Source organism: Bacteroidales bacterium (genome assembly GCA_035299085.1).
GTDB lineage: Bacteria > Bacteroidota > Bacteroidia > Bacteroidales > UBA10428 > UBA5072.
In genome coordinates this window covers 41,911-62,162 of record DATGXG010000058.1, presented here as the reverse complement: position 1 = coordinate 62,162, position 20,252 = coordinate 41,911, and the positions used below count along the sequence as shown (strand labels likewise).

Genomic DNA, 20,252 nt, shown 5'->3' with positions numbered 1-20,252 from the left:
AGGGTTCTTGTCTGCTGACATCATAATCCACGGGTTTCACCCGCGGTTATTCAGATCTCGCTACTTCGTAGCTATTTGTGAAAGCCATGGTTGTCATTTCACCGGGTGATCTTTAAAAAGGTGTTCTTACTCGCAATGACGCTCGGTTTTATCCGAGATCCCGTACCACCATCTGTATCGTATTCTTCGTCCTCTGTGTAAGCAGCAGTTCTTTATTTACAAGCACGCGTTTAATGGTTTCATCATCATAATAGCGGATGGTGATGAGTTCGAGTCCCGCTGAACTGGTTACCCTGAAATCTTTTTCAAGGTCGGCAAGCACAAGCGGAATGCGACTCAGATCATTATTCACGCAAACATCAAAGCTTACTGCCGAATTCTGCATAAGGTTAATTCGTAACCCGTAGCCGGCAAAACACCTGAAAATTTTTTCAAGGTTGTCCTCGGCAATAAATGAAAAATCAGTGGGATGGACATGAATTAAAACTTGGTCCATTTTAAAAATAAAGGAAGGGATCAGCTTGTCATACTCTTCATTACCGATCACTGTTCCCGGATCGTCAGGGTGGATAAAAGATTTTACATACAGCGGAATTCCTTTATTTTTTAGAGGCTGAATGGTTTTCGGATGGATAACGCTGGTGCCGTAATAAGCCAGCTCAATGGCATCGAGATAGGAAATTTGTTCAAGCCTTACTGTATTGTCAAACCATTTCGGGTCGGCGTTCAATACACCGGGTACATCTTTCCATACAGTGACGGATTCGGCTGAAAGCACATAAGCAAGTATAGCCGCAGTGTAGTCAGAGCCTTCCCTGCCAAGGGTAGTGGTAAGGTTGCTGACCGTTGATCCGATGAAACCCTGGGTGATATAAAGGTGATTATTCTTAAAATCGAACAGGTTTTTAATGAGCTTATCGGAAATATCCCAATCAACGCGCCCTTCCCTGAATGTGGAATCCGTTTTAAGGAACTGGCGGGCGTCAGCCCATTGGCTGGCAATTCCAATATGATTAAGATAATTGCTTACTATAACTGTGGAGATAATTTCACCCAGGGATACAAGCTGATCGTATTCCTGGTTGTAGGTAGAAGCCGGTTCGTGGCTTTTCAGTTTTTTATCGATGCCGGAAAAAATATTATCCAGTTCGGAGAACAGGGCATGTCCCGGATCAGAAATGAGCTCCCCGGCTATCTTAAAATGATATTGACGGATGGCTTCAGACTCTTCAAGCGCTGTGGTCTTATCACTTTTCATCCAGGCATTCAGCACTCTTTCAAATGCATTGGTGGATTTGCCCATGGCAGAAATCACAACAACAAGGTCTTCGTTGTATTTACGAAGGATGGTTGCAATATTTTTAACAGAATCCGCATCTTTAACTGACGCCCCGCCGAATTTGAAAACTTTCATGCTGAAATGATTTTACGTAAAAATAGAAAGAATTTTACCACAATGCTAGGCAATGTCTAATATGCCAGGCGAAGTCTCCGACTTCGTCTGACCGCCTGAAAAAATATTTCGACTCGGCCGCAAAAAAAATCATTCAGTGTGTTCTCTGTAGTTAACCACTTTCAATCAATCACCGTATAAGAAAACGTCAAAATAACTTTCAACTCTAACTTTCACTCACTATGAAGAAGATTAGTTTATCACTCGCATTTCTGTTCGGCATGTTTTGCATGGCTCATTCACAAACGGGTATTGATCTCGACAACGAAGCCGGAACCTCCATGAAGCCGATTGTGGATGAAATGAACGATGTAATTGAAGCTTTTGAAACGGATTCACTTGAGATAGTCCATATTGAATTTGACCTGATGTTTACCGACCGTGTTCGGGAGATTTACAGGACACTTTATGAAGGATACACCTATGGAGTATTTACTTACGGAGATTACCGCATCAACCAGATAGGCGTCAACCTCTACAAATGGGTGGACGATAAATGGACCTGGGTAAAAAGCGGTACAGTAGGCGATTCAAACACCACCAGCTTAATGATTGATATAAATGAAACCGCCCAGTATAAAATAGAACTGACCGCCAATGAGATGGCTGAAGGATATACTGCAGGACATTACGGATTTTATTTGTTTCATAATTAAGGAAGACGATCAGCAACGCCCATCATAGTATAACGAAACCAGATTCCTCCCTCCGGTCGGAATGACATCCTGGTTGTGTAGACAAGCGAGCGAGGGGGCGGCTGTGCCGCCCCCTCGCTCGCTGTATTGTGCAAAAAAGGGGGTCCGACCCCGATTAAATTAAAAAGTTTCCTTAACCGCGATATTTTTAAAAAGTAGAGTATCAAAGATTCCGTTTGCTTTAAAAACAAAACCTCCTTCGGTAATCTTGACTAATTGCTTATCCGGCCCGGGGAGATATTCATATTTATATCTGGTAGAATTTCTGAAATCGTAAATAACATAAAAACTGTTCGGCCCATCTTTAAGCATGCCGATCTTTATATTATTATGCATTGACCCGGGATGTACATTATAATACTGTCCTGAAAATTTTTCCTCAGCTATTATTTTCTTGCTTCCGATATCATATATTCTATATCCTTCATTTAACAAAGCTCCGTATTCATCATCTATTCCATAGGAAAAACAAACATATTTGCCATCATCCGTAACGACTATTTCATTAATGTTTATTTCGATTCCTTTTAAATTAAAACACATTTCTCCGTCACTGTTATGCACTGTTAATTCGGATTCACAGCCAAGAGAAGAATCTTCATCCCGGTATATAATGGTATAACCAACAGCAGTCCATTTTTCGCTTTTAAAAGTTCTGGAATATGGCACAAAAGCGCTTTCAACCAGCGGTGGTTTTTCAAATTTTCGGTCATAATTTTTTATGCCATTGTCTGAAATGAAATCGGACAATGGTTTATTACCGGGGAAACTGATAACATTGGAATTAGGATTGGCGAATTCTTTATACTTTTTCCAGAATGGATTATTCGTATCCACTTCAACTGTTAATTTTTCAAATTCAGTATGACTTAATACAGTGTTTACCTGTTGGTCTTGCCCATTTTGAATGGATATGCCTTCACTGTCATTTCCCGGTATTTTACTTTCTGATATGCCACTATGTTCCATTTTGTTATTTCCACAACTAAGAATAATAAATCCAAGTGCTATTATTGAAATTTTCATTCCATGGTTTATTGATTGTTTCTTAAAAATAGCACTTTTCACTTATTAAAAGGTTTTTGTCTCAAACAAAACCGAAGATTCTGTTAAACGGCCGATGAAATGACGGCTATTCGCTAACAGACTAACAGACCAACAGACAAACAGACTATTTTTACTATTTTTGCACCTCATTGATTAAATGTGGCGCTGAACGAACTTGTCGAATTATACAGGAATCATCCCGGGGTCGGGAATCTGACTTCTTTTCTCAGAGAAAATAAAAATGCGAAGGCCCATTGTCCGGGACTCGCAGGGTCTTCGAAAAGCATTGTGGCTGCAGCTCTGATCCCGGAATTATCCGGCATCCACCTTGTCATATTGCCTGAAAAGGAGGATTCAGCCTATTTTTATAATGACCTTGTTAATCTTCTCGGAAACGACAATGTACTGTTCTTCCCGTCTTCCTTTAAACGCTCGGTTCATTATAACCAGATTGACAGCGGAAACGTGATCCTTCGGACCAACGTGGTGAACAGGCTCGGATCAGTGGATAAAACTTCGAGAGAGAATTTTCTTGTTATTGTCACTTACCCAGAAGGTCTTGCCGAAAAGGTAATCACCCAGGTTAAGCTTAAAAAAAATACACTGTTATTAAACAAAGGTGAAAAAATTTCAATAAGCTTCATCCGCGAAATGCTCGAAGAATACCGGTTCTCTGAAACCGACTTTGTGTATGAACCCGGCCAGTACGCCATTCGCGGCAGTCTTGTAGACGTATTTTCCTTTGCCAACCCCGATCCTTACCGCATCGACTTTTTCGGCGACGAAGTGGAATCCATCCGTACCTTCGACGTGGAAAACCAGCTTTCAAAAAACCTTCACGATCATATCAGCATCCTCCCCAATGTCCAGGAACTGAAACAGGAAGACATCAGCGAACCGCTGACCGATTATCTCGATTCATCCTCGGTTGTGTGGATTACAGATGTTCATTTCACAGCAGCTAAACTAAATGATATATATGATGAGGTGTCGCGTAAGTCAGAGAAACGCGATGAAGTGCTTCCTGTGACTGAAAACCAGTTAACAACCGGCCATTACCTTGTAAGCAAAATACCAGATTTCAGCGTGGTTGAATTCGCTTCACGCAACTTTTTCCCGGGCAGTCATGAATGCCCTTTCAATACCCTTCCCCAGCCTGCATTCAGCAAAAATTTCAACCTGCTGGCTGAAGATTTGCTAGTGCTCAGTAAAAATGACTACAAAAATTATATTCTGAGCGACAGCGAAAAACAAATTGAAAGACTTTCTTCGATCTTCAAGGACATCAACAGCTCAATAAAATTTCATCCACTTCTTAAAACGCTTCACGAAGGATTCATCGATCGCGATCTTAAAGTGAGCTGCTATACCGACCACCAGATTTTTGAGCGCTATCATAAATATACTCTCCATAATTATTTTTCAAACAGGGGCAGCCTGTCGCTTAAAGAGCTGAAAGGCCTTCAACCGGGCGATTATGTGGTGCACATTGACCATGGGATCGGAAAATTCGGAGGACTTGAGAAAATTGATATCAACGGCAAGATCCAGGAATCGATCAGGCTGGTTTACCAGGATAATGATGTGCTGTATGTCAGCATCCACTCGCTTCACCGTATTTCAAAATACAAAGGAAAGGACAATGAGCCTCCCAGGATGTACAAACTGGGAACTGGCGCATGGCAAAAGCTGAAACAGAGCACCAGTAAAAAGATCAAGGATATTGCCCGTGAACTCATTGATTTGTATGCCCGCCGTAAAATGCAGAAAGGATTTGCGTTTTCACCCGATACTTACATGCAGAATGAACTTGAGGCTTCCTTTATTTATGAAGACACACCCGACCAGGTTAAATCAACACTGGCCATAAAGGAGGATATGGAATCGGAAAATCCTATGGACCGGCTTGTCTGCGGTGACGTGGGTTTCGGGAAGACCGAGCTGGCCGTGAGGGCTGCATTTAAAGCTGTGGCTGACAGCAAGCAGGTTGCCATACTGGTACCTACTACGATTCTTGCCCTGCAACATTACAATACATTTAAAGAACGGCTTGCCAGCTTTCCCTGCAATCTTGAATACATTAACCGGTTTAAAAAGGGGACACAACAGACGGATATCATAAAAAGACTGGCCGAAGGAAAGATCGATATAATAATAGGTACACACCGGTTGCTTGGAGCCGATATTCGGTTTAAAGACCTCGGCCTGCTGATCATTGATGAAGAGCAGAAATTTGGTGTTTCGGCAAAAGAAAAGCTGAAAAACTTAAAGGTTAATGTCGACACCCTCACGCTTACAGCAACACCCATTCCGCGAACTCTCCAGTTTTCGCTTATGGGCGCCCGTGATCTTTCAGTTATCAACACACCTCCGCCTAACAGGCATCCGATTATCACCGAACTGCATGTTTTCAATGATGACATCATCCGTGAAGGCATTGAATATGAGTTGTCCCGTGGCGGCCAGGTATTCTTTATAAATAACAGGGTTCAGAACATTTATGAAGTGGAAACCCTGATACGGAAGATCTGCCCGGGTGTTAAAACCTGTGTGGCTCATGGTCAGATGGAAGGGCCGAAACTGGAACAGGTTATGACCGATTTCGTCCGTGCGGATTATGATGTGCTCATTGCCACGACGCTTATAGAATCGGGACTTGATATTCCGAATGCCAATACCATTTTTATCAATAATGCCCATCATTTCGGATTAAGCGATCTTCACCAGCTGAGAGGCCGCGTGGGCCGTTCAAATAAAAAAGCCTTCTGCTACCTGCTGGCACCACCACCCACGGTGCTTACTCCTGAAGCCCGACGCAGGCTTAAGGCAATTGAAGAATTATCTGAACTCGGCAGCGGATTCAACATTGCGTTGCACGATCTTGACATACGGGGTGCGGGGAACATGCTTGGCGGGGAACAGAGCGGATTTATTGCCGATATCGGGTTTGAAACGTACACAAGGATTCTTAATGAAGCCATTGCCGATCTGAAAGAAAATGAATACAAGGAACTTTTTGCACGGAAAGAAACAGCCGAGCAGAAAGAAAACAAAATTTATGTCGAGGATTGCCAGCTCGATACTGACATGGAACTACTATTTCCTGATGATTATGTTTCAAATGTTTCTGAAAGAATGAGCCTTTACAGGGAGCTCGACCAGGTTCAGACGGAGGAAGAACTTGTAGATTATGAATCCGCGCTGAATGACCGGTTTGGCCCATTACCCGATCCAAGTAAAGAATTGCTGCAGGTTGTAAGGTTAAGATGGCTGGCGAACCGGTTGGGTTTTGAAAAACTCGTTATGAAAAATGGAAAAATGATCGGGTATTTTATTTCGAATCAAAAATCGGATTACTATAAAACCAAAACGTTCAGTAATATTTTAAGCTTTGTGCAGAAACAACCATCGCGTTTCAGGATGAAGGAAGGGAATGACAAACTCACTCTCACCTGTGAACCGATACTCTCTGTTGAATCTGCCTGTAATCTTTTAAAATCGCTTTGTGTTAATGAAGCGTAAGACAGGTTTATTTTCTCGATTTCAACATCAGACTGATCAGAACGGCAGTTCCGCTGATGATCAGGGCAAAGGAGAAAAATCCGTAACGGATATTTTTCATGCCATCGCCGATGGCGTCATTCCTGTCGATTACAATAGTAAATGCAACTGTAATAAAAAACAAGCCGAGCAGGGCAAGTAAAAAATTCCTCACGTCACGCATTTTCTTGCGGAGTTTGGATTTGCCATACATCTTCTTTTCCAGTTCTGTATACATGTCGGGGTAATTTAGAATAGTTTAAGCCTTGTAATGCGGGAAAATTAAACCTTTTAACGTAAAATAAACAATTAGTTGCTAAAATAAAATTAACAATTTTAAATTTGTGAGTGAAATTTTCACTTTATGTCAGGTCTTGAACCGTCTGTTGCATTTCTTCTGATTTTTTGTATTGCATCCGCACTTGCCTTCGAGTTTATCAATGGATTTCATGATACAGCCAACGCAGTTGCCACAGTTATTTATACACATTCATTAAAACCTCTGCCTGCGGTTATCTGGTCAGGGATATGGAATTTCATAGGCGTAAATGTCGGAGGAATAGCTGTTGCCATTGGAATTGTGAACCTGCTGCCTGTTGAAGCACTCACTGATGGAAACCTGGCACACAATGTGGCGCTTGTGATGGCGCTTATCATAACAGCAATCATCTGGAATATCGGCACGTGGTACCTCGGAATCCCCTGTTCCAGCTCTCATACGTTAATCGGATCCATAACAGGTGTAAGCATCGGTTATATTCTTTTACCGAATAACCATGGCATAAGCCTCAACTGGCTTAAGGTCCAGGAAGCCGGACTGTCATTGCTCATATCGCCGGTGATCGGATTTTTGCTTGCCATACTGTTAATGATCCTCCTTAAGTTGATTATTAAGAACAAGGCCATTTTTAAAGAGCCTCCTGCCAAGAAAGCGCCTCCATTGTGGATCCGGTCAATACTTATACTTACAAGCACGTTTGTCAGCTTTTCACATGGCTCAAATGACGGTCAAAAAGGAGTGGGTTTACTTATGATCATCCTGATGGCCATTCTTCCCGTGCGCTTTGCACTGGATCACACAAAAAATCCGGTACAATTGGAAAAACAAACAATCAGTATGCAGTCGCTTATTGCTGAAGCCAATGATTCATTGTTTAATGCAAATCAAAAAGTCTGCTACACCGAAATAAAGGCCAATCTCGATTCTCTGAATCACAAGCTTCATGGAATAACACGCTTTGGTGAATTACCGGGTAACCAGGGAGCCGCTGTGAGGAGACACATTCTGATTGTAGCCCGCCGTTCAAACACCCTTTTGGCAGCTAATTCGCTATCTCCGGAATGGAAGAAAAAATATTCAGGACATTTAACTTTTATTAAAACCTACACGGAATACTCACCCTGGTGGGTAATCCTGATGATTTCACTGGCATTGGGACTCGGAACAATGATCGGGTGGAAAAGAATTGTAGTGACACTGGGTGAAAAAATCGGGAAAAGCCGTCTTACCTACGCACAGGGTGCTGCAGCAAACCTCGTTGCAGCCGCAACCATATCAACATCCAGTTTCCTGGGACTACCGGTAAGCACAACCCATGTATTGTCATCGGGGATTGCCGGAACAATGGTATCAGGCAACGGGTTAAAGAATCTGCAGGGTAAAACCCTTGCCTCCATAGGCATTGCCTGGCTTATTACCATCCCGGTGACCATGTTGTTTTCAGGGGTGCTGTTTCTGTTGTTCAGGATGATACTGTGACGGGCTGAACGTCATTGCGAGGAGCGTGATAAATCTTTGATTATAGAATAATTATATGTGACGAAGCAATCTGCCCGAACAGGAAGAGCCTGGCCAAGAGAAATCATTAATGGGATCAAGCTTTTGTCAGGGTGTGCCTGTGCAGGCAGATTGCTTCGTCGCATCAGAATATGGTATAATCAATTATTAGTCCGGCTCCTCGCAATGACGTCTCACCTAATAGTCTAGCAGACTAACAGACTAACAGACTATTTTCACCATTATTTCACGAAACCGATTAAATTTGTATCAGAAAATACCAATCTATGTTTGGACTGGATACCTCTTTGACTATTCTCCTTTTCTTTTGTATAGCTGCTGCACTTTCCTTTGAATTTATCAATGGTTTCCACGATACGGCCAACGCGGTAGCAACGGTAATTTATACGCATTCACTAAAGCCAAGAAATGCCGTGATCTGGTCGGGACTTTGGAATTTCATCGGGGTAAATGTCGGCGGCATTGCCGTAGCTGTGGGAATTATCAACCTTCTTCCTGTTGAAGCCCTTACCGATGCCAGTATTTATCACAATATGGCCATGATTCTGGCTCTTATTTTCACTGCCATATTATGGAACCTCGGAACCTGGTATCTCGGTATTCCGTGTTCCAGTTCTCATACTCTTCTTGGTTCCATTTTCGGTGTGGGCATTGCCTACATGCTTTTACCCGGAAGCCATGATATTCTGCTGAACTGGAAAAAAGTGAAAGATGTGGGGCTGTCCCTGCTTATATCCCCGTTCTTTGGTTTCTTCATGGCTATGGGGTTAATGTACATTCTTGAAAAGGTTGTCCGGAAAAAAGCATTATTCAAGGAACCTCCTGCAAAAAAGGCCCCGCCGATGTGGATACGCTCTATTCTGGTTCTTACATGCACATTTGTTAGTTTTTCGCATGGATCAAACGACGGGCAAAAAGGGGTCGGTCTCATTATGATTATCCTGATCGCAATACTTCCCATGAGGTTTGCCCTTGATCAGAAAAGAGATCCGCAACAGCTTCAAAGCTCGTTGATGTCGATGAAACAGGAATTGAAACAAATTGACCCAAACAAACTCGGTATTGATTCCAAAACTTATTACCATAATATTATTGCCGGCATTGATACAATATCCGGTACTGTTGCCGGAATCCGCAGTTTTTCAGATATGACAAGGGCCAACAGCCTGGAAGCGCGCCGTAATATTTTATTATTGTCGAAACAATCCGATGGTCTTATCAAATCAATGGCCGGTTCAAACAATGTCCAATGGGTGGCACAATACAACGCCCACCTCTCAAATGTAAGGGGATTTACAGAATATGCCCCGTTGTGGGTTATCCTGGCCATTGCCGTATCACTGGGCCTTGGAACCATGATTGGCTGGAAAAGGATAGTGGTTACTATAGGTGAGAAAATCGGGAAAACCCATCTCAACTATGCACAGGGCGCCAGTGCGGAACTGATTGCGGCAAGCACAATAACGGTTTCCAGTATGTTCGGGCTTCCTGTAAGCACCACACATGTGTTGTCATCAGGCATAGCCGGCACCATGGTAGCCGACAGCGGCTTTAAGAATCTTCAAAAGAAAACAGTGGCGGCCATTGGCATTGCATGGCTGATAACCCTTCCCGTCACCATCCTGTTCTCAGGCTTGTTGTTCTTGCTGTTCAGGATGTTGTTTGTGTGAGGCTGCACGTCATTGCGAGGAGCCCCTCATAAATTGATTATGCCGAAATCTCCTGCGACGAAGCAATCTGACGGCACAGGCAGGACTTACCCAAGTGTAAAAACTTCTTTAATAGGTGTCCGGTATTAAAACACAGGAACCTATGTGACCAATGGGACATATGAGTGACCACATCCAGAATCCGGTATCTATCCTTGCAACCGTTTGCCTGTGCGGGCAGATTGCTTCGTCTCTTTACATTCTGGTATAATCATCGATTTGTCTTGCTCCTCGCAATGACGTGGGCTGTGCTTTTTACAGCGGTGTGCCTGTGCGGGCAGATTGCTTCTGACCGTAGGAACCGGTCATCGCAATGACGTTCCTGTCGAATGCTAATTCACATACTCCATAACCCTCCCCGAAATCTGCTGCAGGGAAATTTCAGCAATTTTAGTCTGGTATTGAACGGATATCAGCCGTTCCTCAGCTTCAAGCAGGCTCTGTTGAACTTCGCGTAATTCGAGTCCTGACAAGCTACCCAGTTTATACCTTTCAAGAGCTATCTGAAGATTTTCCTGTGCTGTCGCCAGGTTTTGTTTTTCAAGCGACAACAGCAGCAGGTTATTCTGGTAAGCATAAAAAATGGTTATCAGATCACCTTTTACCTGCTGGTCAACCTGTTTGTAAGCGTATTCCTGGTTATCCATTTCAATGCGGGCATTGGTTTTCTGCCTGTGTTGATTAAAACCGTCAAATACAGTGAATCCCAGTGTAACACCATAGTTCAGACCATCTGTCTGCTGCCTGCGAAGATCACTGTTTTCAAACTGGTTGAATGCATAGGAATAACCTGTTCCCAGGCTGAGATAGGGATAGGTTCGTCCTGCAATGATCTTATAATCATACGAGGAAATCTTCTGTGTTTTCCTGGCAATGAGCAGGCTTGTATTGGATGCATCAGTCATTGCCAGCAGTGAATCATATTGCAATCCCGGGTTGATTTCAATTATTGAATCGGCTGGTATGATATCCTGGCCAAGGTTTTCCATTGCCATTAGCTTATTCAGCCTTACCTGAGATGTACGGAGAACCTCTCTTTGTTTTGAATGCCGTGAACTGTCAGAATTCAGGTAAACCATCGACTGCAACAGGTCAAGCTTTGAAGCTGCCCCAAGCAGGTATCTTTCCCTGTCAATCCGCACCCGTTCTCTTGAAAGAGATACGGCATGTTCGAGGTTTTTATAAAGCTGTATCTGCTGAATATAAAAATAGAATTCGGAAGCGATATCGGCTACCAGGTTTTCAACAGCCATCTGGGTGTTGAGTTCGCCCACCATTTTAAGCTCGTTCAGTTTTTTATAGGTTGTTAGAGCGGTAAAACCCCTGAAAATTGTCCAGTCGAGGTTCACCCCTGCATTGGCTGTAACATTATGAACACCGGATACCGATGTGACGATTCCTGATGTTAACTCCTGCCTTGTGTTATTGACTGTACCTCCATAGCGGCTGCTTATATCAAGAGTGGGAAGTAACCCGGCGTTTCCGGGAGCGTAATTATTCCGTGCAATCTGTTCACGGTTTTTTGCGATAAGGATTGAGAAGTTATTCTCCAATCCCGCGGAAATACAACGGTTCAGATCATACAATTCCTGAGCGTAACCCGAGAATCCATAGAAAACTGAAAACAGTGCAAACAGGATCGCTCTACTTTTCATTTTTTACTTTGTTCGTTTCAGTGGATACCAATAAATAAATCGACGGAACAACATAAAGTGTGAGAAAGGTTGACAGGGTCATACCACCCACAACAGCAATACCCATAGCAATACGGCTTTGTGCTCCTTCGCCAAGGCCCAGAGCAAGCGGAAGAATACCAAAAATGGTTGCCAGACTGGTCATCAGGATTGGCCTAAATCGGGCTGCAGCCGCATACCGGATGGCATCAAGCTTAGACATTCCGGCCTCCTGTCTCTGGTTGGCAAATTCAACGATGAGAATACCATTTTTTGAAACCAGCCCGATAAGCATAATAAGGCCGATCTGACTGAAGATATTCATCGTAATCCCGAAGTACCACATAAATATGAGTGCACCGACAAGAGCAAGCGGGACAGTCATCATGACGATGACAGGATCTTTGAAACTCTCGAATTGCGCGGCAAGTACTAGGAAGATCAGCACAAGCGCCAGCCCGAAAGCAAACAACAGGCTTGATGAACTCTCCTTGAAATCTTTTGATTCACCAGCCAATGCAGTTCTGAATGTATCATCTAGAACTTTATCGGCAATTTTGTCCATTTCTGCAATTCCTTCACTGATTGTCTTTCCTTTTGCAAGTCCCGAAGATATTGTAGCGGCAACAAAACGATTGTAGCGGAACAACTGCGGTGGTGCTGTGCTTTCTTTCAGCGTAACAAGGTTGTCGAACTGGATCATTTCGCCTGTATTGTTCCTCACATAAAGCGATTGCAGGTTCATCGGGGTGTTCCTGTCCTGGCGCGCCAGTTCGCCGAGTATCTGGTATTGTTTCCCGTTCATGAAAAAATATCCGAAACGTTGTCCGCTGAGCGCCAGCTGAAGGGTTTGCCCGATATTCTGGGTGGAGACACCAAGCATGTTGGCCTTATCGCGGTTGATATTGATCTTGATTTCAGGTTTGGTGAATTTCAGGTTGACGTCGGCCATCACAAAAGTAGGGTTGGAATTCACTTCCGCCATAAAGGCAGGCAGCACTTCACGAAGCTTGTCGATGTTCTGAGCCTGTATTACATATTGGATAGGCATTCCGGCACGCCTTCCGCCGAAAGTGGACTGCTGCATAACCATTGACCTTGCTTTTGTCTTTGATCGTACCTGTCCAGTAAGCTGGTCGGCTATCTGTTGCTGTGAGCGTTCTCTGTCTTTGGGTTTTTTGAGGACAATTCTCACAAAGCTGAAATTATTCCTGACCATCATCTGGATTTTATCGGCCTCCGGAACTGTTTTATTAACCATATCAGCAAGGTCTTCTCCGTATGCCAGTCGGTATTCATAAGTGGCACCTTCAGGCGCCACCGTATTTAGATTTATCTGGGAACGGTCCTCGAGCGGGGCCATTTCTGCCGGTATTTTAAACCAAAGGAGAACTATCAGTCCTATTCCGCCAACCACAATCGGAATGGCAATCCATTTCCTTTTAAAGAAACTGTCAAGCGAATTTTTATACCCATCGTTCAACCGGACAAAGAATCCTTCTGTTTTCCTGAACATCCAGCCATGTGTACTGTGCGGCCTGAGCATTTTGGTCGACAGCATAGGGGTAAGCGTAAGGGCCACAAATGCTGAGATGGCTACAGAACCTGCGAGTACAATACTGAATTCGCGAAATAGTCTGCCTGTAATTCCCTGGAGGAAAACAATCGGAAAGAATACGGCAATCAGCGTAATAGTAGTGGCTACAATGGCAAAGAAAATTTCATCCGATCCTTTTAAACCGGCCTCCATGGGATCCATGCCATTTTCAATTTTCACGTAAATATTCTCCATCATAACAATGGCATCGTCAACCACGATACCTATTGCAAGCACAATTGCAAGCAGGGTAAGAACATTGATCGTAAAGCCTGCCAGGTACATGATAAAGAAGGCGCCAATAAGGGATACCGGGATAACGATGATAGGAATCAGTGTTGTACGCCAGTTCCTGAGGAAGAAGAAAATAATAACAACAACAAGGATGAATGCGATCATGATTGTATCCTCAACCTCCTTGATGGAAGACCTTATATATTCTGTATTGTCGAATCCCACTTCAACATTGATATCATCCGGAAGATCCCTTTGCATAAAGGCAAGCCTCTGGTATACTTCATCCGTGATGTCGATATGATTTGCGCCGGGTTGGGGAATTATAACAGTTGCCACCATGGGAACGCCGTTCATTTTAAGGATACCGCGGATATCTTCAGGTCCCAGCTCGGCACGCCCGATATCACTGACCCTGACAACCTGGTCGCCCTGCTGCTTGATGATTAAATTATCAAATTGTGCAGGGGTTGTCATCAATCCCAGGGTTCGAATGGTGAGCTCCGTTGTATTGCCTTCAACACTACCGGACGGTAATTCAACATTCTCACGGCCAATTGCATTGCGAACATCAAGAGGGGTGAGTCCGTAACCGGCCAGTTTAGCAGGATCGAGCCACAACCGCATGGCATATCTTTTCTCACCCCAGATCATCACGGCACTAACGCCCGGTATTGTCTGAAGCTGTTCTTTGAAAGTGAGGTCCGCAATCTCTGAAAGCTCGAGCAGTGACCGCTTGTTGCTCTTGATGGCAAGCATCATAATCGGTTCTGCATCGGCGTCAGCCTTGGCCACTACAGGTGGGTCAACATCCCTCGGTAATAAGCGCTGGGCCTGCGAAACTTTATCCCTCACGTCATTTGCAGCGGTTTCAAGATCCACGCTGAGTTCAAATTCAACGGTTATACTGCTGGATCCCTGGCGGCTGACACTGGTAAGCGTACGGATACCGGGTATGCCGTTAATATTCTGTTCAAGCGGTTCGGTTATCTGGGTTTCAATTACATCGGAGTTTGCACCGGGATATGTAGTGTTAACAGTGATTACCGCCGGGTCAACGCTGGGAAATTCACGTACACCAAGGTAAGTAAGCCCGATAAATCCGAACAATATAATGACAAGCGAAAACACCGTTGTGAGAACGGGCCGCTTGATACTGGTTGACGAAAGACTCATAAACTCTTCTTTTTATTATTCCTTAACTACAACGGTATCCAACTGAACAGGAATACCTTCACGTAACTGCAATATACCGGATGTCAGCAGTGTGTCGCCAAATTTCAATCCGTCGGTTATCTGTATAAGCGCCTCGGTTCTCAGACCTGTTGTAACCTTACGGGTTGAAGCTTTTCCCCCATTAAAGACAAACACTTTTTCGCCCTCCATTTCAGGAATAAGTGCTTCAGTAGGGATTGCAATTGTATTGTCAATCTGGGCAAGCTGCATATTAATACTGGCAAACCGTCCGGGCTTCAGTTCATTTTTTGTATTTGGGTATAACGCCCTTACCACAATTGTCCTTGTGTTAATGTCGATCTTGGGATCAATGGCATATACAGATGCCCTGAAAACATTACTATTTCCTTCGATTGTGAATTCAACGGGGAAACCGGGCTTAATTTCATTTGCATATCTTTCGGGAATGGCAAATTCAATTTTAAGGGGACTGGTTTTAACAAGCCTGACAATCTTGGTTTGCGGAGACGCATAACTACCTTCGCTCAGCAGGCGTAAACCAATAATTCCGTCAAAGGGCGCACGTAATTCCGTTTCAGCTATGCGGGCCTGTATGAGCAGAATGTCAGCCTCAATCGATTGAAGTTCGGTGGCCACCTGATCATAGCTCTCACGACTTATTGCATCTTTTTCAAGAAGGCTTCTCTGACGGAATTCCTTTTCTTCAGCCAGTTTCTTCTGCGATACGAGTTTAAGAAGTTGAGCCTGTAAGGGCTTATCATTTATTTTAGCAAGGAGATCACCCTTTTTTACCCGGGTTCCTTCTTTAAAATTAATGCCCACAATTTTCCCGGATGTTTCAAATGTCAGGTCCACCTCTTCATCAGGCAATATCGTACCTGAACTGAGCTTCATTTCTTTCATCTCCACCGGTTTAATCAGGTAACCGCTGGCCATAAGTGTTTGCTGGCCTCCACCCATGCCACCCATACCCATCATTTTGCCGGGACCGCCTTTGCCCTGACCACTGAAAAGAGGCTTAATCTTGGGATAAAAAATAATAACAGCAATGAAAACAATGATTATTACCGTCAGGATAGTCCTGAATTTCTTATTTTTCATGGAATAGTTTTTAACGCATTTAATTTTATCTCGACCGAAATGAAGCTATCGTCCATCCAAACCAGGACAAAATTAGACAAAGATTTATCTAAATGCGTATAAAATATACAAACGCTTTTAATGTATAGACATATACCGGTTTAGGCAAAATTCACTACCTTTCCATAAAAATATACTCTATGGAAGAATCTCCCATGAAAAAACATGTAACGCTTGTGGCAGCGTTCCAGATTGGTTTCAGTACCATTGGCATAATAGGGGCCATCATCATGTTCTTTGCATTTTCATTCGCACAGGCTGTTGTCGGCGATGTGGATGTAGCCGGACCTGTTCTGCGATTCCTGGGAAGTTTTATTCCGGGAATGACTTTGCTTGTTTCAATCCTTGGATTGATAGGAGGAATAGGACTTCTGAGTTTTCAGAAATGGTCGAGAGTTTTTGTAATGATTATTGCGGCCGTCGGGTGTCTTGTAATTCCGGTAGGTACTATAATAGGAGTTTACTCCCTGTGGGTTTTACTGCAGGATGATACGATTAAATTGTTTAAATAAATGTTTGTAGTTTATTGTTTGAGGTTTGATGTTCGTTAACGTCAAACCTCAAACTTCAAACATCAAACAGTTTTACCTTTTCCCGCCCCCGCCAAAACGGTATCCCACTGAAACACCGAAACCCGTGTTCTTAATTATGGCATCGCTGTTGTCATTGTTAACTTTGGGCATAAGATCAAGCAATCCCAGCTGGGCATTGACCTGTACATAAAAGGGCACCGGGAATTCATATCCGAAAAAAACGTCAGCGCCGGCATCAAGGGGTTTAAGGGTGAAATTCACATCCCCTACAGTCCTGTTCTTTGTATATTCAACGTCTACATCATTACCGTCCAATACCGCACTACCGCCAATTCCATACGCAAGATAAGGCCCTAGGCCTAGTATAAGGCGGCCCGCTCCGAGTTCCGGTTTAAAAACAAAATGCAGAGGTACTTCTACATAAGACAGGTTTACCTTGTCACCGCTTGTACCAAAAATATTCTTCGCACCTTTTGTTGAATAGAGCACTCCCAACTGGAAGAAAAAAGGATCGGCAACAGCTATTTCTACATCGGCGCCGGCATGAAATCCAAGGGCGAGATCATTCTTTAATTTGTCACCTCTCTGATCCTGACCATTGATGTTCTGTAAATTTACACCTGCGCGGATACCTACTGTAACCTGTGAATATGAGATAGCTGTAAAGCATAATAATGCCATAGTGAATGCAAAAAGTTTTTGTTTCATACCAATAAGTGTTTAGTTGTATAATCGGTTCTACTTACCTTCAGATTTTGCGGCCTCAGCTTTCATTTTCTCATTGGCAGTGATGAGAAATTCTACGCGCCTGTTCTGCGCTCTGCCTTCTTCTGTATCATTGGTGTATTTTGGAGCTGTTTCTCCGTAGCCTTTTACATTCAGCCTTGAATTTGGAATGCCTTTGCTGTTCAGATAATCGGTAACGGTTACCGCCCTTCTGACTGAAAGATTCTGGTTATATTCTTCACTGCCCTTGTTATCGGTATGTCCCTGTACCTCGATGTCTGTGTCAGGGTATTTGTTGAAGACCTGAACTATCCTGTCGAGACTCTGACGTGAAGCGGCTGTGAGATCTGCCTTACCAAAGTCAAAAAGCACTTTATCGTTCAATTCAACTATGATCCCTTCCCCTACCCTTTCCACATTGGCATTTGGGACTTCTTTTTTAAGCTCTTCGGCCTGCTTATCCATTTGCCGACCAATAACCGCACCTGATACACCACCTACGGTGGCACCTATAATCGTTCCCAGTGCAGTGTTGCCTGAAGCTCTGCCGATTATCGCACCGGCAGCTGCCCCGCCTGCTGTGCCAATAGCGGCGCCTTTCTGAGTTTTATTCAATGAGGAACATCCCTGGAATATGACTACCGAAAGTACAACGATTGAGAATAAACGAGATTTTCTCATGGCTCCAGAAGTTTATAGTTTATGGTTTGAAGTTTGAGGTTCGAAACCCAAAACGTCAAACGTCAAACATCAAACGGATTTTCGAATCAGAAACACTCTGAAGCCCTTTTTTGTTTTTAAGGTACGTTAATTGTTTGCCTATATATTCTTAAACAGAGTGTTAGCCCACAATTTAAAGGAACATTACGGGAACCGGAGTGAACTGTCGGGCAACCGCAGGCGGAGAATTGAAGAATCGATCAGTGTATCGGCCAGGAATGCCGGTTGAATTGAACGGCTGGTGGAATGATTCATTATAGGGCCTATCCGCATAAACAGGATGAGAGCTATTGTTATGGCAGCCATTTTTATTTCAAAATTCCTAAAGGATACCCATGGCAGAAGAATGTCAGCCAGTGAGCTTCCATGCAGACCGTTAAGAGCCTTGCGGGCCACCCGTTGTTCAAGAACCTGCCTCAGGTCACTTTCAGCCAGGGGTAATGAATTGTCTTCCTTTATTGTTTTTCGTAATAACACGTCAAACGGATCATTCATTTCCCGGCTATTAACCATGCTGACAGATTTACTATCTCTTCCCTGCCTGATAATGATGATCCTGTAGAAGTTCGTTATGAAAAATTTAATTTTTTTCATATGCTGCTAATTTTCTTCAATATTCAATGTTTTCAACAATTTTTTGCGGGTATAGAATAATTTTGATTTCACCGTTCCGTCAGGAATAGAAAGAACTTTGCTGATTTCCTGCACTGAAAAATCCTCCCGGTAATATAGCAGGAACGCCGTCTTTTCAATTTCTCCTAATCCGTCAAGGGCGTTAAATATCTGTTCCGCCGTGATCGAATCATCCCTGAATTCAGGTTCACTGATTTCATGATAATGATGGCTCAGATCCTCTCTGATCGTATTACTCCGGATGCTCATCCGCCTGTATTCATTTTTACACATATTATGAGCAACCGAAAAGATCCAGGTGGAAAATCTCCTCGAAGGATCAAACAACTCGGACCGTTCAATGATTTTAATAAAAATGTCCTGTAAAAAATCCTGCGCTTTTTCGGTCGAATTTCCAAGCATCCGGTAGAAATAATAGAGCAGCCTCCGGTTATATCTTTCGTATAATTCATTGAAAGCAGAGGTGTCGCCCTGGTGAATTGAAATCATCAGTTGCTCATCTTTTAGTTTTATTTCCGCGGCTGTCTTTTGCATCAAATAAAATTATACAATTGTCCGCTTGTATTTCTGTCCAAACCTCCGGATTTTCATTCTTTTAATATTTTTTCACAATTCAGTACACCCCTGATGAACAACCGGTTCAACCAAAAATCGAAAAAATTGCGAAAGAATATACAATGAGGGCAGGTTGGATTTGTTAATGCATAATGGTACTTTTGGAAACCAAATATTCAAACATTTAATCAACAACATAATATGAAATCATTGCTAATCCTATTATTATCGGCGATTCTGGTAACTCCTGCATTTTCCCAGGATAATCCTAAAAAGTCAAAGAAACAGAAGAAAAAGGCAGAAGTGACCCAACCGGCGGTTCAGACAAATGCACTGACAAACCAGCTTGATACAATATCATACGGTCTTGGAATAGTGCTGGGAACCACTATTAAGAATGCCGGCATTAATGCTCTTCATGATGAGGTGTTTGTGAAGGCGGTTGAAGATGCTATTCATTCAAATACCCCTCTGATCAGTGTTGAAGAGGCCAATAGTTTTCTTGATGCATATGTTCAGCATCTCTCCGAATTACAGGCGCAGGAAACCCTAAAGAAAGGCGAAGAATTTCTGCTGAATAATTCAAAAAAAGACAGTATAATTACAACCCAGTCAGGACTACAGTATAAAATAATAAAGGAAGGTTCAGGCAATCCGCCGGCCGATACGAGTGTGGTAACCGTGCATTATACGGGAAAACTGATCGACGGAACGGTGTTTGACAGTTCAAGGGAACGCGGAGAACCTGCACAGTTTCCTGTGAACCGTGTAATTCCGGGCTGGACTGAGGCTTTGAAAATGATGAAACCTGGCGCCGTTTGGGTGTTGTACCTCCCTCCCACGCTAGCCTATGGTGATAAACCCATGCGCACAATCCCTGCAAACAGCGTGCTGATTTTTGATGTGGAGTTGCTGAAGGTGGGGGAATAGAAGACAACTTCGATATTCGTAAATCGGTGTTCCTTGTTCGATATTCATTTTACATGAATAACATCGAACATC

The 20,252-nt window shown here is 43.3% G+C and carries 16 protein-coding genes; 6 read left to right on the top strand and 10 right to left on the bottom strand.

Annotated elements, in window-relative coordinates; genetic code table 11:
• Positions 1 to 148: 148 nt before the first annotated feature.
• Positions 149 to 1,414, bottom strand: a complete 1,266-nt coding sequence (locus VK179_19895; protein HLO61022.1) for an aspartate kinase — start codon at positions 1,412 to 1,414, stop codon at positions 149 to 151.
• Between the two features lie 221 nt (positions 1,415 to 1,635).
• Between VK179_19895 and VK179_19890 the strand changes: the two genes are divergently transcribed.
• Entirely contained in the window at positions 1,636 to 2,109 is a 474-nt protein-coding gene (locus tag VK179_19890; GenBank protein HLO61021.1) for a hypothetical protein, read from the top strand.
• Between the two features lie 159 nt (positions 2,110 to 2,268).
• On the opposite strand, the gene VK179_19885 is transcribed toward VK179_19890, so the two are convergent.
• Positions 2,269 to 3,174: a hypothetical protein gene (locus VK179_19885; GenBank protein ID HLO61020.1), complete on the bottom strand. Its 906-nt coding sequence runs from the start codon at positions 3,172 to 3,174 to the stop codon at positions 2,269 to 2,271.
• A gap of 180 nt (positions 3,175 to 3,354) precedes the next feature.
• On the opposite strand from VK179_19885, the gene mfd reads away from it, so the two are divergent.
• The gene (gene mfd, locus VK179_19880; GenBank protein ID HLO61019.1) at positions 3,355 to 6,717 is read left to right on the top strand and encodes a transcription-repair coupling factor; all 3,363 of its coding nucleotides are present in this window, start codon (positions 3,355 to 3,357) and stop codon (positions 6,715 to 6,717) included.
• Between the two features lie 7 nt (positions 6,718 to 6,724).
• Here the strand turns inward: mfd and VK179_19875 are convergent, their stop codons facing one another.
• A complete protein-coding gene (locus tag VK179_19875; GenBank protein HLO61018.1) occupies positions 6,725 to 6,973 on the bottom strand; it encodes a hypothetical protein in 249 nt (82 codons plus the stop codon).
• A gap of 126 nt (positions 6,974 to 7,099) precedes the next feature.
• Between VK179_19875 and VK179_19870 the strand changes: the two genes are divergently transcribed.
• Together VK179_19870 and VK179_19865 are read left to right on the top strand one after the other, a co-directional pair.
• Entirely contained in the window at positions 7,100 to 8,494 is a 1,395-nt protein-coding gene (locus tag VK179_19870; protein HLO61017.1) for an inorganic phosphate transporter, read from the top strand.
• 305 nt (positions 8,495 to 8,799) lie between these two features.
• Positions 8,800 to 10,203, top strand: a complete 1,404-nt coding sequence (locus tag VK179_19865) for an inorganic phosphate transporter (GenBank protein ID HLO61016.1) — start codon at positions 8,800 to 8,802, stop codon at positions 10,201 to 10,203.
• 371 nt (positions 10,204 to 10,574) lie between these two features.
• Here the strand turns inward: VK179_19865 and VK179_19860 are convergent, their stop codons facing one another.
• Genes VK179_19860 through VK179_19850 form a run of 3 tightly spaced genes read right to left on the bottom strand, consistent with a single transcriptional unit; the run spans position 10,575 to position 16,044 of the window.
• Positions 10,575 to 11,897, bottom strand: a complete 1,323-nt coding sequence (locus VK179_19860) for a TolC family protein (GenBank protein ID HLO61015.1) — start codon at positions 11,895 to 11,897, stop codon at positions 10,575 to 10,577.
• Positions 11,887 to 14,922 (bottom strand): efflux RND transporter permease subunit, encoded by a 3,036-nt coding sequence (locus VK179_19855; protein ID HLO61014.1) that lies wholly within the window; start codon positions 14,920 to 14,922, stop codon positions 11,887 to 11,889. The genes VK179_19860 and VK179_19855 overlap by 11 nt, the downstream gene beginning before the upstream one ends.
• A gap of 15 nt (positions 14,923 to 14,937) precedes the next feature.
• Positions 14,938 to 16,044, bottom strand: a complete 1,107-nt coding sequence (locus tag VK179_19850; protein ID HLO61013.1) for an efflux RND transporter periplasmic adaptor subunit — start codon at positions 16,042 to 16,044, stop codon at positions 14,938 to 14,940.
• A gap of 179 nt (positions 16,045 to 16,223) precedes the next feature.
• Between VK179_19850 and VK179_19845 the strand changes: the two genes are divergently transcribed.
• Positions 16,224 to 16,595 carry a hypothetical protein gene (locus tag VK179_19845; protein ID HLO61012.1) on the top strand — a complete coding sequence of 124 codons (372 nt, stop codon included), beginning with the start codon at positions 16,224 to 16,226 and terminating at the stop codon, positions 16,593 to 16,595.
• A gap of 72 nt (positions 16,596 to 16,667) precedes the next feature.
• On the opposite strand, the gene VK179_19840 is transcribed toward VK179_19845, so the two are convergent.
• From VK179_19840 to VK179_19825, 4 genes are all read right to left on the bottom strand, one after another.
• Entirely contained in the window at positions 16,668 to 17,324 is a 657-nt protein-coding gene (locus VK179_19840) for a porin family protein (GenBank protein ID HLO61011.1), read from the bottom strand.
• A gap of 30 nt (positions 17,325 to 17,354) precedes the next feature.
• Entirely contained in the window at positions 17,355 to 18,023 is a 669-nt protein-coding gene (locus tag VK179_19835; GenBank protein HLO61010.1) for an OmpA family protein, read from the bottom strand.
• 183 nt (positions 18,024 to 18,206) lie between these two features.
• Complete coding sequence (locus tag VK179_19830; GenBank protein HLO61009.1) at positions 18,207 to 18,656, bottom strand: hypothetical protein; 450 nt, start codon at positions 18,654 to 18,656, stop codon at positions 18,207 to 18,209.
• Between the two features lie 6 nt (positions 18,657 to 18,662).
• Positions 18,663 to 19,229, bottom strand: a complete 567-nt coding sequence (locus tag VK179_19825; protein HLO61008.1) for an RNA polymerase sigma factor — start codon at positions 19,227 to 19,229, stop codon at positions 18,663 to 18,665.
• Between the two features lie 222 nt (positions 19,230 to 19,451).
• Between VK179_19825 and VK179_19820 the strand changes: the two genes are divergently transcribed.
• The gene (locus VK179_19820) at positions 19,452 to 20,180 is read left to right on the top strand and encodes an FKBP-type peptidyl-prolyl cis-trans isomerase (GenBank protein HLO61007.1); all 729 of its coding nucleotides are present in this window, start codon (positions 19,452 to 19,454) and stop codon (positions 20,178 to 20,180) included.
• Positions 20,181 to 20,252 lie beyond the last annotated feature (72 nt).